Genomic DNA, 14,991 nt, shown 5'->3' with positions numbered 1-14,991 from the left:
ATGCAAGTCGAATCATGTCATTCCAGTGCTTGACAATAGTTTTTATCCAGAAGGGTCATTGAACTTCTAAAAGGGTGTCATTCCAGTACTGGAATCTAGGAATTTTTTGAGCACGCAAGTTATGCCAAGTTTTTTGTTGGTAAGAAAGGCTGGATCCCAGTACTGGGATGACAGGAAGAGGGCTACTCGGGTGACATCGAAGGGGCTACTTGCATGACAACAAAGGGGCTTGCTTGCATAACTCAAATTCAAAGAAAAATCATTTAATGTCATTCCAGCGCATGACGCTGGAATTCAGAAATAAAGAACAATGGATCCCAGTGTCAGCTACTCGGATGACAGGAAAAGGGCTACTCGGATTACATCCTTTTTTTCCTGGATACCAGTCGCATGACACTACTATATAGTAGGTCCCAATTTTATCCCAGTCTGGGATCTTCTTTCAAAAATTCAAAACAATCTATTAAAAAGGAGAATATTATGTCTACAATAATTTTATCATCAATTTTAAGTAAAGCGGGCAGTATTTTTGGGCCAATTGGCCAGATTGCTGGCTCAGAACTCGGTGCTCTGCTTGGTGCACAGCTTGATAATGCAATATTTGGTCTTGATGCCGAGCAAAAGATAACGCATGGGGCGAGGCTGAAAAATCTGCAAGTTCAAACCTCAACTTATGGCAAAGCAATTCCAATTATCTATGGCACTGCTCGCATTGCTGGAAACATTATTTGGTCACAGCCAATAAAAGAGGAGGCGATAACCACTCAAAATAAAACAGGAAGAGGTATAAATATTACATATAACTACTATGCAACACTCGCAATTGCAATTTGCAAGGGGAAAGTAGAAAAATTAAATAGAATCTGGGCGGATATAAAATCGCTTAGTTTTGATGAAATAGATTATACTTTTTACCACGGCAGAGAAGACCAAAACCCTGATCCGTTTATGTTATCAATCGAAGGTGAGAAGAATGTACCAGCTTATAGAGGAATATCTTACATAGTCATCAAAAATTTCCCTTTGGCAGACTATAGTAATCGTGTTCCGGTGTTTACATTTGAAGTGCAAACTGCACTGAAGCTCAGTGGATTCTCAGTAGCAGAAAACATTAAAAATATCAATATCATACCAGGTTCAGGGGAGTTTGTGTATGATACGAAAATACAGAAGAAAATTGCACGAGAAAAAATAAGCAGTAGTCAATATATTCCCTATGGACCGGTACAAAGAGTAAATCACAATAATCACACAAAAAAGAGCGATGCTATGCTTTCTTTGGACCAATTGAAGGAAAGTTTACCAAATGTTGAATGGGCATCGGTAGTGGTTAATTGGTTTGCAAGCAGTTTGAATATCAAAGATTGTAAAATATATCCTGCAGTTGAATTTCAAGACGATTCTGCTATAGTGCCTGATGATTGGCAAGTGGGAAATATAACCAGGGATAATGCCCAGCTCATTTCAAAAGATGATGATGGTAATCCAAGATATGGTGGTACAGTTAGCGATGCAGCACTAATAAGATATATAGAAGAGCTGCATAGCAGAGGTTATAAGGTGATGCTCTATCCAATGCTCTTGCTTGACACAAAAAACAAAGAGTGGCGAGGAAAATTGAGCGGTACTCCTCAGGATATAAGTGATTTTTTTGAGAATCAGTATAGCAAATTCATAGAGCATTACACGAGCATTGCCAAACAAACTAAAGTGGAAGGGTTTATTATTGGTTCTGAGTTTGCTCAGCTTACCAGAGTAAAAGATGTAGAGGGTAACTATCCTGCAGTAGCAGAGCTAGTTAAAGTTGCAAAGCAAGTAAAATTTCAGCTTGGAAAAGAAGTAAACGTAACTTACGCTGCCGATTGGAGTGAGTATCATTCATATGATGGTTGGTATAATATGGATGAACTTTGGTCTTCACAGTTCATCGATGTTATTGGCATAGATGCTTATTTTCCACTCACCGATGGCCCAGAACCTCCTTTTGGCTATTCCGCGAAAGATGTAACGGGTGGTTGGAGCAGTGGGGTAGGGTATGATTATTTTTACGATTACTCAAAAAGTGATCCTGAGAAAATAAAGTATAATGACAGCGAATATGCGTGGAAAAATATCGAGAAATGGTGGAGTGAAGTTCATGTAAATCCAGGTGGTAGTAAAACAAAATGGCAACCAAAAATGAAGAAAATATGGTTTACCGAATATGGATTTCCCAGTATGAACGGCTGCACTAATGAGCCCAATGTGTTTGTTGATAAAGGTAGTATAGAGAGTAAATATCCACGATACTCAAACGGAGAGGTGAGCTTTCTTTCGCAGAAAACTGCAATCGAAGGAACATTTAAAAAGTGGCAAAGCTCAGAAATGGTGGAGAAAATGTTCCTCTGGGCGTGGGATGCAAGGCCATTTCCTTATTTCCCCAATTTATGTGACATGTGGGCTGACTGCCATAACTGGCAGACCGGGCACTGGATTCAGGGAAAAATTTCACAACTTAATGTTTCCGATGTTTTGTCTGATCTGTTGCAAAAGGTAGGTCTCAAAGGCGATCAGTTTGATACAAGTGATGTTAAAGGATTACTATCTGGGTATGTAATAAATGATCAGCAACCCGTACGCTCAATTATTAAAATGCTGCGAAGGTGCTATTTTTTTGATGTGGTTGAACAGAACTCAAAACTGAAATTTATTCAAAAGGGCAGGGGAGTGAAAACTGAAATACCAATTGGCGAGATGGTTACCAATAACGTTGCAAAACTTGTTAATATTAGTCAGCTAGATTTAAATAGTAAAGTCAATGTTGTCTATTTTAACCGCAATTTTGGCTATCCAATTGATGTGAAATATGCTGAACTGCCAAAGCAGGGCAATGCTGCAACAGTTGAAATACCTCTCATTATGGAGGAAGGGGAGGCGCAAAATATAGCTGAAGTTTTACTTTATTCTTCGTGGCAAGAGAGAAATGTATACAACTTTAAGCTCCCGATAAAATATGCATGGCTTTTACCAAGTGATGTCATAGCAATTTCAGATGGCGAGAAAAGACATACGATGAGAATTATAAAAACAAAGTTTGAAAGCATGTCCATTCAAGTAATGGGAGTTGGTTATGATCCCTCTATATACAAGCTCTCCTTTCCTTCAACAAGATCACTTATGCTTAAAGAATACCCTCCTTCTCGCGTCAGTAAATCTATCGTGGAAATGATAGATTTACCGCATATTAAAGGTAATATCGCAAGTTTTACTTTAATTAGTGAAGAGGAAGGTTGGAAAGGAGCAACACTTTTTATTTCGTATGATGATAAAGATTATAAGCCTATCGCAAGTGCAAATATACAATCTACTTACGGATATATAATGGAATCTAGCAATGAGGAAATTGTAGTAGTATTACGCTTTGGCAAGCTGGATGCAACTGCATCAGCACTCGTTGGCAAAGAGATAATAAAATTCCAAAATGCTGAGCTTATAGGTAAAAACAAATATAAGCTTAGTGACCTAATTAGAGAACAAGAGGGTACTAAGAAATATGAACACACCTCAGGTGAAAAATTTATTCTACTTGATGATTCAATAATTTCTTTTGAAGTGCAAAAAGGGAGAAAGTTTTATCTTAAGGCAGTCACTTACGGTGATTCATTAGATAATACGGAAACAAAAATTGTAAACTGAGAGAGCGTAAGTGAAATCTTAATGTCTACTTGCATTTTATTAAAAAATCTACTATATTATAAACATAGCAATATAGTAAGGTAAAATAATGATCGGTAATGTAAAAAAATTATCAAATGAAGCGCCAATAATACTAACATGGGTGCCAAGAGTACATGGTGCATCTTTACCAGATGGTAAAAACAGTGACCTTAATTACTTAGATATAATAAAAAATCATAAATTAATAAATAAAGAAGAGAGGGATATATATTTGATTATCAACGGTCCTGGATTCAAAGAAAATCAAATAGATGATTTAAAATGTAAACTGAAAGGAATTGAAGGAGTACATGTTATAGACTTGCATCAGTATGACTGGAGCGAAATAGATCAAGGATGGAAGATAGATGGTAAAGATACTAGTATCAAAGATTTCTTTAGAGATATGTATAACATGACAGATGAACAAAGAACATACTTTGCTGTTGAAATAGATACTTTTAGATTAGTTGCTCTGGCACTCTTAAAGCAGTTTACAGGACACGAAGGTGGGATATATATAGATTTTGATTCTTTAAAAGCCATTGACTCTCATATAGGGAAGGATATAACAATCCCTGAGGGAATTTTATTAGGAAATGTTATAGCGTGTTTTCTTGATCAAGAAGGAAATACGAACTACACAAGTGCAGTAGATATAAAGAACTCGAATCATTACGACGAATATAAAAACCTAATGATTTTTACAAATAATGATTGCATTGCGGTAAATAATTCAAGTGTAGCAGTTAGCATCTTGTCTAATTATAAAGATAGAATACTGAGCCAAAAAGAAGCTTTTAATGAGGTTAAAAAGCGCTTATCTCTAGCCTTAGAACAAGAAGAAGAATTAGATATAGGAGTTTCCTTATTAATAAAAGATGAAGAACTCAAAAATGAAACAATTAAGCAAGCAAAGGAAAAGATAAAAAAATGTATTTCAGACTTTGAAAGCAATGGAATACAAGAGCTATATAATATTGAAAACTTTCATTATATTAACACCGGACTTGGTGAATTTAGCTTAAATTCTGCTCAAATGAGTACAATAAAACCTCTTCTTGTTCAATTAAGTGGTGAGAAAGTAAGCAAATGTCCATCATTTTCTTTTAATTGTAATAATGGTAATTATGTTTCCTTACTAGGAAGTGATTTATCCTGGATGAAAGGAAAAGATCTATACCGTGAACGAGTAGATAATAAGCTGGAAGGAGCAGAAGTAGACAGGGTGGCAATGGGAGAGCTATCACTTATATAGCATTGATTAAAGGACTTTTCTATATTAAAAATAGAAAGTCCTTTAAAGCAAAGGTTCTAAATAATTGACAGTCAATAAAATATAACACTATTATTAATCTATGTGATAGAGGGAATAATATGTCAAAAAAAATAGTTAATGCACTGAAAGCTAAAGTAAAAGGGCTGGAATATAATTACTTAAAAGCTCAAGCAAAAACATCAGGAGGATGGAGTGAAGTTAACTCTGGCGATCTGACATATAAAGATCTTAGAAGAATGGATAATATTATCATTAATGGTAGAGTAATAACTAATGAAGTTATTAGTGGGCTGTTAAGAAACGCAAATGAAGCAGAGAGCAGTCGTTTATCTCTCAAGAGAGTCTTTATAGGAATGTTTGAGTACGCTGATGCAATAGTTCCAAATGATTTGATTATTGAGGAGCTGATAACTAACTATAATCAGGCGGGTTATTCTGGCTTTTTTAAACTCTTCTATAATGAAGCATTAAAACCTTGTGATTTGATGGCATCTTGCTCTGAAAGGATAAGTATTCATATGGAGTGTAATGATCCTAACTATCTTAGATGCTTTTCTAGCACAGAAAACGTGAGAGTGTCTTACTCTACAGACGGTTATATGTCATTAGATGAGCTATGCAATTTATCCGGCTCAGTAGAATTTAAACTGAAATATAAAGATGGAAATGTGACATATGAAGATGGTAAAGTGTTGCTTACAATTCCTAAAGCATTAGAAGACTACAGAGCTGGTAATGACAATCTGCTCGATAAGCTTACTGATATTATTAACAAGGTTGTTGAATATTTAAAAAAGCTCTGTGAGAAATTGGGCTTTAAGTTTGATACAAAAATAGAGTACAATTCTGAGCGTAATATAAACATAGAGCACAACCTTGGCAAGCCACTGCTGGTGATGGATGAACCAGATATATATGCTGTCAATGGCTTAAGGCCCAGAGAACACTGAAGCTTTTCCTAAAATATTTTAGCTAGAAGCAAGGACTTTTAGTTGAGTTTTTTTGCTAAAATCTCATTATAACATAAATGTGTTAAGGTAAAATAATGATCGGTAATGTAAAAAAATTATCAAATGAAGCGCCAATAATACTAACTTGGGTACCAAGAGTATATGGTGCATCTTTACCTGATGGTAAAAACAGTGACTTTAATTACTTAGATATAATAAAAAATCATAAATTAATAAATAAAGAAGAGAGGGATATATATTTGATTATCAACGGTCCTGGATTCAAAGAAAATCAAATAGATGATTTAAAATGTAAACTGAAAGGAATTGAAGGAGTACATGTTATAGACTTGCATCAGTATGACTGGAGCGAAATAGATCAAGAGTGGAAGATAGATGGTAAAGATACTAGTATCAAAGATTTCTTTAGAGATATGTATAACATGACAGATGAACAAAGAACATACTTTGCTGTTGAAATAGATACTTTTAGATTAGTTGCTCTGGCACTCTTAAAGCAGTTTACAGGACACGAAGGTGGGATATATATAGATTTTGATTCTTTAAAAGCCATTGACTCTCATATAGGGAAGGATATAACAATCCCTGAGGGAATTTTGTTAGGGCAAATTACTGCACATGTTAATCAAGAGACCGGCAAAATTATTAAAACGGATTTAAATAATGATCTGATTGCAGTAAGTTGTCCACATATAGCGATTAATATTTTATCTCAATATAAAAGCGCAATACTGAGTCAAGAAAAAATGTGCTATGAGTTAGCAGAGCGTTTATCTAATTTTGTGAAAAAAGAAAAACTACGGTTTTTTGCTATTTATAAAGGGTTGGGAGAGAAACAGCTGTTAGATGATGAAGCGAAGAAAAAAGGGAAGAGTGTTATAGAGGAATTAGATAAGATAGAGCGCAAAATAGTTGATCTAAGAAATGGTAAGATAAGAGAACTATATGATCCGCTAGTCTGTCATTATTCTAGGTATCGTGAAATAGGTTTAAATTTAGGTCAATTTTATACCGTGGAAGTAGTCCGTAATGGATTGATCGGTCAAGACGAAAGCAAACTAGGGCTATTTTTTTTCGAAAAGAACAATGGCAATTACGTTTGTACAATAAATGGTGACCTATCCTGGACGAAGGGAAAAGATCTATACCATGAACGAGTAGATAACAAGCTGGAAGGAGCAGAAGTAGACAGGGTAGCAATGCGCTTGCATAACAGTTGTTAAAGATAGAAAGTCCTTTAAAGCAAAGGTTCTAAATAATTGACAGTCAATAAAATATAATACTAGTATTAATCTATGTGATAGAGGGAATAATATGGCAAAAAAAATAGTTAATGCATTAAAATCTGAAGTGGAAAAGCTCAAGTATGCTGATTTAAAATCTGTGCCAATAAAATCAGATTGTTGGAACTCTGGTTACAACACATATATTGACCTTGGTAGATCACACAACCTTACTATTAATGAGAAAGAAGTGCCTAATGAGCTTATTGAGAAGCTATATTCAAAACATAAAGATCTCATTTTAGAAGATGAGAATGGAAGAAAGAACTATAGTCCATTTCTTAAGCAAATTTTCATAAAAATATTTGAATATGCTGGTGCAGAAGTTCCGAGTGACTCTATCATGGAAGAATTGATAACTAACTATCATCAAGAAGGGTATAATCATTTTCTGTTTCTTCATATATTAAAGGCTCTTTCTCCATTTGGCTTGCTTGTGTTAGATTCTAGCATAACAATAACTTATAGTATGGATTGCCGTGACTCCAATTGTCTAAAATTTAATTTTAGCATGGATTGTATAAAGGTGTGCAGCAGTGATCTTGTTAATGATATTAAAACACCAGGTTTTTGCAGTTCAGTAGAATTTAAACTAAAATGTAAGGGTCGAAATGTAACATATGAAGATGGTAAAGTGCTTATTACTATTCCGAAAGAGCTGAAAAATCATAAAGCAAGTGGTAGAAATTTTTTTGATATTGCTACTGAACGTTTTCAAGAATTTTGTGAGAATTTAGGATGTAATTTTGAGACAAAAGTGGAACATAGTCTAGGTGAACCACTTAAAGTGCTAAAAGATGTAAATACATACCATGATAAGAACTTAAACTTGAACCAACAGTTAAGTAATTTAAGATAAGATATTGAGATTCGCATTTTTAAAGCTAGAAAACACATTCATTGAGAGAATAATTTCGCTACTGAAAGCAAAAGGCGTTTTTACAATCTTCTATCTACTACTCCCTCATGAACAGATACGTTAATCTCATCTAACTGCTCACTAACTTCTTCATTACTTGGCAAGTGTCCTCTAAGAGATAAGTTACGTACTGCATGCTGACATCGATCCAAAGGAGTTTGTAATCGCTCAACATATACTTTTGCTAGCAACTCAGCGTCAATTAGCGCTCCATGTAACTCCCTACTCTCTAGTGATATACCAAAACGCTCACACAATGCACTTAAAGAAGCCGGTGGTCCAAATTTCTTTCTTGCAAGCGGTAATGTATCTAACACTCTGTCTGAAGAGATTAATTTGGCATTCAGTTTACCAAGTTCCATGTTCAAAAATTTAATGTCAAATCCAGCATTGTGAATTACCAAAGTATCGCTAGATATAAAATTAAGAAATTCAGATGCAATCTCTGAAAATAATGGCTTATCCTTTAGAAATTCTTCGCTGATACCGTGAACTTTAAATGCACCTTTGTCTATGCTCCTTTCTGGGTTGATGTATCGATGGAATACTTTGCCTGTTGGAATGTGATTAATTAGTTCTACACACCCTATTTCGATAATTCGATGGCTATTGACATCAAGACCTGTAGTTTCAGTGTCAAGTACTATTTCACGCAGCCCATCTTGTTTGGAAAGTTCTATACTTAACCTACTACTAGGATCTGACTGACTATTGGTAGCTTGTATCGTTTTTTTTCTTTTAGCTACTAATTTTTTTGTAGCACCTTCACCATCTTTTACTCTAGAGTGTCCAGGCGCTTCGGTTATTGAGCTTTTTTTTATACTATAAAGGATAACTTCTTTATCATTTAAGAATTTTTTACCGTTACCTTCTACATAAAGTGAGGTGAGATTTTTGAGTGCTATATCTACTCCATAGTGGTGGCGCCACACTCCAACAATGTTGTTGTTTTCTACATTTAATAAAGTAAGATTTGGGAGACGTTTGCTGCCAATCAAAAATGCAAAACCTCTGTCTCCAATATTGTTATTACTTATTTCAAGTAAAGTAAGGTTTTTTAGATTGCCTTGACCTATATATCCTGCACCTTCAAAACCGAGTTTATTGTTCCTTAGAGTAAGCGAAGTAAGATGTGTAAGTTTACTTAACTCTTTTACATCTTTACTATCAATCTCTACATTTATTAAATTAAGCTCGTTAATGCCTTTTTTACTCTGTAGAAAGTTTGCTAGCTCTCTTATATCAATTTTAGCACTTACATCTGATATTGTTAAAGCTTTATCATGTACATATCTACTAAAACCCACCTTACCCTCTGTTAATATACTATGTAAATATTTTAACTGGCATCTCAGTAGCTGTCAATTGCTTATATAAGATCTTAAACAGCTGGTTTAGGTGCTGTAAAATTCATACTTTTTGTGATCAGCTAAGTAAAAAGTCAAGCCTAGGGCAACTCACTAAGCTTTTCTGATTTATTGTTATACAGTTCTTGAGTTTTTTTCTTCCTTTACAAAAGAATCTGTTACTAAATCCTTTAAAGTTTCACCAGGCTTTTCTAGCAATTCAGGTTTAAATAAATACTCAAGTCCATATATTGCTAATGTAACAGCTACAGCAACTAAAGCCGTAGTTAAGAATGAATAATTTCCTGTGATTAATGCTAAACTTACTAGTAACCCAATTACTGGTGGAGCAAGAATTGCTGCACCTCTCTTCCATAATTGTGTTTTCTGTTTCTTTTTTTTGCGTCGTTTACACTCTCCTTTTTTTTCTTCAAGTGGAATTTCTTTAACTTGGACTTGCTGACAAAATGTGACCTTTTTTTTTGGCTTTATTTTGTCAGAAATAGAAGATTTTGATAACTCAGTGTAGTCAACTTTTTCGTTAGAATCACCCATAACTTTTTCGCTTCATCAATACCTATATTAAATTATATTCTAAATAAAGTCAAGATATTAATTACTATATTAAACTGTACTCTGAAAAAATTAAGATATTAACTACAAGCCTTGAGCCTGTTAAAATCTTCTTCAGCGTGATATGATGAACGGGTTAATGGACTTGATGCAACTACCAAAAAGCCTTTGGAATAAGCAATATATTTATAATGCTCAAACTCTTCTGGAGTAACATATCTATCAATTTTTGCATGCTTTGGAGTTGGTTGCAGATATTGACCAATTGTAATGAAATCAACTTCGGCGCTACGTAAATCATCCATAACCTGAAAGATTTCTTCTTTTGTTTCTCCAAGACCGACCATCAGCCCTGACTTCGTGAAAAGTTTAGAATTAATCTGTTTCACCATCTTTAGCAAATATAGTGAATGAAAATAACGAGCTTTTGGCCTGATTTTTGCATATAGCCTTGGTGCTGTTTCAACATTGTGATTATAAACATCAGGTGATGCAACAGCGATTGCTTCAAATGCTCCTTTCTTATTTAAAAAATCAGGAGTGAGAATCTCTATTGTTGTTTCCGAAGTTATCTTTCTAATTTCTTCTATACACCTTATAAACTGATTTGCACCACCATCTGGTAAATCGTCACGGTCAACAGAGGTAATGACAACGTGCTTTAAATTTAACTTTTTTATTGCTTTTGCTAAATTTTCTGGTTCGTGAGGATCGAGCTTATCAGGAATGCCAGTTGCAACGTTGCAAAACGCACAAGCACGAGTACAAACAGAACCGAGAATCATCACAGTAGCATGACGTTTATTCCAACATTCACCAATATTTGGACACGCAGCTTCTTCGCATACTGTATGTAAGTTATGTAGCTTAACAGTGTTTAAGGTTTCATTGAATATTTTACCAGCTGGAGCTTTTGCTCTGAGCCATGTAGGCTTACTATGCATCTGAAACAGCTAGCTCTACCTCTTGTTTTGCTAAAACTTTCTTTAATCTTCTTTTTATCTTTTGCGCTTCTTTACTTAGTTTAATTGTTTTTGTGTTGAGCAAGAAAGCATCAAGATCACCTTTGTAATCTATAGTTCTTAAAGTTCTTGTCGCTATACGAAAGCTAAACTTTTTTTCTAATATATTACTCGTTAATGTAACCTTATGTAAATTTAAGAGAAAGGTACGCTTTGTTTTACGATTTGAGTGCGATACCTTATTACCAAAAGACTTTTTTCTATTTGTTAATTCACAAATTCTACTCACTTCAATATACCAATTTATCCTATGTAACTAGGTTAACCTTATATAGTTAAATAGTCAACTCCCTTGCTTGATTTTTATACCGTATACTGCTTTATAGCCAAAAAACACTGTAATTTTTTCTATTACAAGAGAAACCATATGCTGCATTTCTAATGCTTTACTGCCATTTGTTACTAACAGATGCAGAACACCAGAATTTACGTTTTGTGCGTATGAGATCTTTTGTGGTTTTGTACATTCTGCTAATTCCTCTCCAACTATACTTTTCCAGTTTAAAATAAGACGTATTTCATTTTTGCTGATCTTATTTTTCATGCATTTTAATGCATAGTTTTCTATTATAGATTTTAATTTCTTTGGCCCGCTATATTTAAACATCTTTCCAGTGCTTAAAATTAAATTATATTACAACTTTCTTATACAAAAAACTAACTTATTGTTTTCATAATCCTCGGCCTCACACATAAAAAGCAGTATTTATATATCTAGCATTTGCCAGAATTTTGTGTTTCCTACCTTGTAATCATTTTTAATTTTAATTTGTTAAATTATTATGAAGCTAATTAAAATTCGAGTAAAGTATAGTATTTCCAAGAAGATTATCTTTTTACTGTATGCAGTAATTTTCTTATAGCTATCTGTTTTTTAAGATCTTTCTGCAATCCAAGCTGCTTGAATGGCCTCTAATATTTTTTCATTACAATACTTTTCATCATCATCAAACTCTTCTAAATCCAAGACTTTTCTTTTAAGTTCAGTGAATCTAATACTAATTATATCTTCATTTGGAAATTTCTCTTCTAGAGCTTCTGCAATATCTTCTATATCAAGCCATTTCATACTTTTTTAATAAATTAAACTGGTGCCCATGGGGAGACTTGAACTCCCAAGGTCGCAAAACCCACGGATTTTAAGTCCGCTGCGTCTACCGATTCCGCCACACGGGCCTTATGTTGTTTATCTAGAGTAAAATTCTACTACTAAATTGACTTCCATGTCTGCTGAATAGGGGACTTCGGAATATTGAGGCGCTCTCAAATACTTCACTGAAAGTGCTTTGCTGTCTGCCTCTAAATAATCTGGAGCCTTACGTTCTTGTTTTTGTTCAGCCTCTATTAATATAGGAATTTTTGCTGCTCTTTCCCTTATTTTTACTATATCACCAGGCTTCACTCTATAACTTGATATGTTAACCACCTTATCATTAACTGTAACATGTTTATGAGATATAAGCTGTTTTGCCGAGTAAATTGTTGGCACAAAACCAGAGTGATATAAAACAGAACTTAACCTTGATTCCAAGGCACCAATAAAATTATCAGCCGTATAACCCTTTCTTTTGTAGGCATCTAAAAATGTACGTCTAAGCTGCTTACTTGAAATTGCATAGTAGAACTTAAATTTCTTATGTGCAGCAAACTGCTTACCAAAATCAGATAACTTCTTAAATCCAAGAATACCATGCTGACCTGGAGGGTATTTTCTTTTATTGACCGAATCTTTTGCTCTACCCCATAAGTTTACACCAAGCCTGCGACTGATTCTATACTTTCTATTGATAACAGTTGTCATACAAAAATTCTCACAATCTAACTATAAATTATTAATGATTTTAACATTAAGTGTCAACTTGTTTTTGCCACTATGATGTAGTATACTTCACTTTTAAGTTTTCCTATTAATACATGAATCATCTACTACTAAAATCCATGGCAAATGCTGTCCGCTTTTTATCAATTGATGCGGTACAAAAAGCAAATTCTGGACACCCAGGTATGCCACTTGGCATGGCAGATGTTGCCACTGTATTATTTGCTAAATATCTAAACCATAACCCTGATGATTCTCAATGGATCAGTAGAGATCGTTTCGTCCTATCAAATGGTCACGGTTCAATGTTGCAATACTCTATATTATATCTGACAGGCTACATTAGTATAGATGAACTAAAAAACTTCAGGCAACTTACATCAAAAACTCCAGGTCACCCAGAATTTGGCTTAACTTCTGGTATAGAAGCAACAACAGGCCCGCTTGGTCAGGGATTTGCCACTGCTGTTGGCATGGCACTTGCTGAATCGATTCTTGAAAAGCAGTTTGAAATCAGTCACTACACTTATGTAATGCTAGGAGATGGTTGTCTTATGGAAGGTATAAGCCATGAAGCAGCGTCCCTTGCTGGGCATCTTAAATTAAATAAGCTGATAGCACTTTTTGACGACAATGACATCTCTATAGACGGCTCTACTAGCCTCTCTTGCTCTGATGATGTAGAAAAGCGTTTTTCAGCGTATGGATGGAATGTTGACAAAATCGATGGGCATGACTTTGATGCTATATCCCTTGCAATAGAGCAGGCGCAAAAGTCTGATAAACCTACACTAATCTGTTGCAAAACTATTATCGGAAAATTTTCGAGCCGTGCTGGCACATCTTCTGCTCATAGTGGTGCCTTTACAGAGGAAGATGTAAAACAGATGAGAGAAAAATTAAATTGGGACTATGAACCATTTCATGTACCAGAAGATGTGAGAAACGCTTGGATAGAAACAGTTAAGAGGGCAAAGCAAAACTATACATCCTTGATCAATAAAGAACTACAAAGAAGACTTGAGAAACGTTTGCCGAATAATATCGAGAGTGATTTGGCTGATCTGAAGAAACAAATATGTAAGCTAATGCCAAACGAAGCTACTCGATCTTCTTTCGGCAGAGTAATGGAACTATTAACTAAGTCTATGCCAGAACTAATTGGTGGCTCTGCTGATCTTACCGGTTCAAATTGTACTAAATATAAGCACATGCAGGCAATAGATAGTAATAATTATAGTGGCTCTTATGTACACTATGGAGTGAGAGAGCACGCTATGGCAGCTTGTATGAATGGTATGGCTCTTCATGGTGGGATTATTCCTTATGGTGGAACTTTTTTAGTATTTTCCGACTACTGCCGCCCTGCTATACGTCTTTCAGCCTTGATGAAACAGCAGGTTATATATGTAATGACTCATGACTCAATTGGAGTAGGAGAAGATGGTCCAACTCACCAGCCAATAGAGCATTTAGCTTCTCTGAGAGCTATACCAAATCTGTATGTTTTTAGGCCAGCAGATGCAATTGAAACTTTGGAGTGCATTAGCATTGCACTTGAAAAAAAAGAGTCACCTGCACTATTTGCGCTTTCAAGGCAAAATATTAATTACATGCACTCTTATACTGACCAATTGGCCAACCTATCAAAATTTGGTGCATATATACTATGCGAATATTCAGGGAAGCTAGAAGTGACGATATTTGCTACCGGATCTGAAGTTGAAATTGCAGTTGAGGCAAGAGAAAAATTACAGGAAAAAGGTGTAGGTACAAGGGTCATTTCTATGCCGTGTTGGAGGCTTTTTGACGAGCAAAGTGATGAATATAAAGGGGTAATATTAAATAATGATAGTATTAAAGTTGCAATTGAAGCTGGAAGTGAAGTGGGTTGGCATAAATATATAGGTTCAAACGGTATATTTATTGGCATGAAAAATTTTGGAGAATCAGCACCTTATGAAGCTCTTTATAAGCATTTTAATATTAGCGCTGATTATGTAGTAAAATGTGTTTGTGAAAACGCTTTTTATCATTCCACTGCCCATAAAATTACTTAATGAACTCAGCCAGTGCCGTTATT

The 14,991-nt window shown here is 34.8% G+C and carries 13 protein-coding genes and 1 tRNA gene; 6 read left to right on the top strand and 8 right to left on the bottom strand.

Annotation, left to right across the window (positions count from 1 at the left end; translation table 11 throughout):
- Positions 1–480: 480 nt before the first annotated feature.
- The 5 genes from ACICP1_RS03195 (at position 481) to ACICP1_RS03175 (ending at position 8,088) form a co-directional block, all read left to right on the top strand.
- On the top strand, positions 481–3,675 hold the full coding sequence (locus ACICP1_RS03195) for a glycoside hydrolase TIM-barrel-like domain-containing protein (protein WP_395461059.1): 3,195 nt from the start codon (positions 481–483) through the stop codon (positions 3,673–3,675).
- 88 nt (positions 3,676–3,763) lie between these two features.
- Positions 3,764–4,954 (top strand): hypothetical protein, encoded by a 1,191-nt coding sequence (locus ACICP1_RS03190; RefSeq protein ID WP_395461058.1) that lies wholly within the window; start codon positions 3,764–3,766, stop codon positions 4,952–4,954.
- A gap of 119 nt (positions 4,955–5,073) precedes the next feature.
- Positions 5,074–5,925, top strand: coding sequence for a hypothetical protein (locus ACICP1_RS03185; protein ID WP_395461057.1), 852 nt, complete (start codon positions 5,074–5,076; stop codon positions 5,923–5,925).
- 95 nt (positions 5,926–6,020) lie between these two features.
- On the top strand, positions 6,021–7,169 hold the full coding sequence (locus tag ACICP1_RS03180; RefSeq protein WP_395461056.1) for a hypothetical protein: 1,149 nt from the start codon (positions 6,021–6,023) through the stop codon (positions 7,167–7,169).
- A 91-nt stretch (positions 7,170–7,260) separates the two neighbouring features.
- Complete coding sequence (locus tag ACICP1_RS03175; protein WP_395461055.1) at positions 7,261–8,088, top strand: hypothetical protein; 828 nt, start codon at positions 7,261–7,263, stop codon at positions 8,086–8,088.
- Between the two features lie 80 nt (positions 8,089–8,168).
- On the opposite strand, the gene dnaQ is transcribed toward ACICP1_RS03175, so the two are convergent.
- The 8 genes from dnaQ to rpsD all read right to left on the bottom strand — a co-directional run bounded on the left by dnaQ (position 8,169) and on the right by rpsD (position 12,890).
- The gene (dnaQ, locus tag ACICP1_RS03170) at positions 8,169–8,828 is read right to left on the bottom strand and encodes a DNA polymerase III subunit epsilon (protein ID WP_372436136.1); all 660 of its coding nucleotides are present in this window, start codon (positions 8,826–8,828) and stop codon (positions 8,169–8,171) included.
- 801 nt (positions 8,829–9,629) lie between these two features.
- On the bottom strand, positions 9,630–10,049 hold the full coding sequence (locus ACICP1_RS03165) for a hypothetical protein (protein ID WP_395461054.1): 420 nt from the start codon (positions 10,047–10,049) through the stop codon (positions 9,630–9,632).
- Between the two features lie 98 nt (positions 10,050–10,147).
- The gene (gene lipA / locus ACICP1_RS03160; protein ID WP_395461053.1) at positions 10,148–11,011 is read right to left on the bottom strand and encodes a lipoyl synthase; all 864 of its coding nucleotides are present in this window, start codon (positions 11,009–11,011) and stop codon (positions 10,148–10,150) included.
- Entirely contained in the window at positions 11,004–11,318 is a 315-nt protein-coding gene (gene rpmB, locus ACICP1_RS03155; protein WP_007302640.1) for a 50S ribosomal protein L28, read from the bottom strand. The genes lipA and rpmB overlap by 8 nt, the downstream gene beginning before the upstream one ends.
- Positions 11,319–11,372: 54 nt before the next feature.
- Positions 11,373–11,696 (bottom strand): DUF721 domain-containing protein, encoded by a 324-nt coding sequence (locus ACICP1_RS03150; protein ID WP_006012687.1) that lies wholly within the window; start codon positions 11,694–11,696, stop codon positions 11,373–11,375.
- 267 nt (positions 11,697–11,963) lie between these two features.
- Positions 11,964–12,158, bottom strand: a complete 195-nt coding sequence (gene iscX, locus ACICP1_RS03145) for a Fe-S cluster assembly protein IscX (RefSeq protein ID WP_007302643.1) — start codon at positions 12,156–12,158, stop codon at positions 11,964–11,966.
- 20 nt (positions 12,159–12,178) lie between these two features.
- Positions 12,179–12,265, bottom strand: a tRNA-Leu gene (locus ACICP1_RS03140).
- Positions 12,266–12,275: 10 nt separating this feature from the next.
- Positions 12,276–12,890: a 30S ribosomal protein S4 gene (gene rpsD, locus ACICP1_RS03135; RefSeq protein ID WP_006012690.1), complete on the bottom strand. Its 615-nt coding sequence runs from the start codon at positions 12,888–12,890 to the stop codon at positions 12,276–12,278.
- A gap of 113 nt (positions 12,891–13,003) precedes the next feature.
- On the opposite strand from rpsD, the gene tkt reads away from it, so the two are divergent.
- Positions 13,004–14,968 (top strand): transketolase, encoded by a 1,965-nt coding sequence (tkt, locus tag ACICP1_RS03130; protein WP_395461052.1) that lies wholly within the window; start codon positions 13,004–13,006, stop codon positions 14,966–14,968.
- Positions 14,969–14,991 lie beyond the last annotated feature (23 nt).

The organism is Wolbachia endosymbiont (group B) of Ablattaria laevigata (genome assembly GCF_964277395.1).
GTDB lineage: Bacteria > Pseudomonadota > Alphaproteobacteria > Rickettsiales > Anaplasmataceae > Wolbachia.
This window is presented reverse-complemented; position numbering and strand designations above follow the sequence as displayed.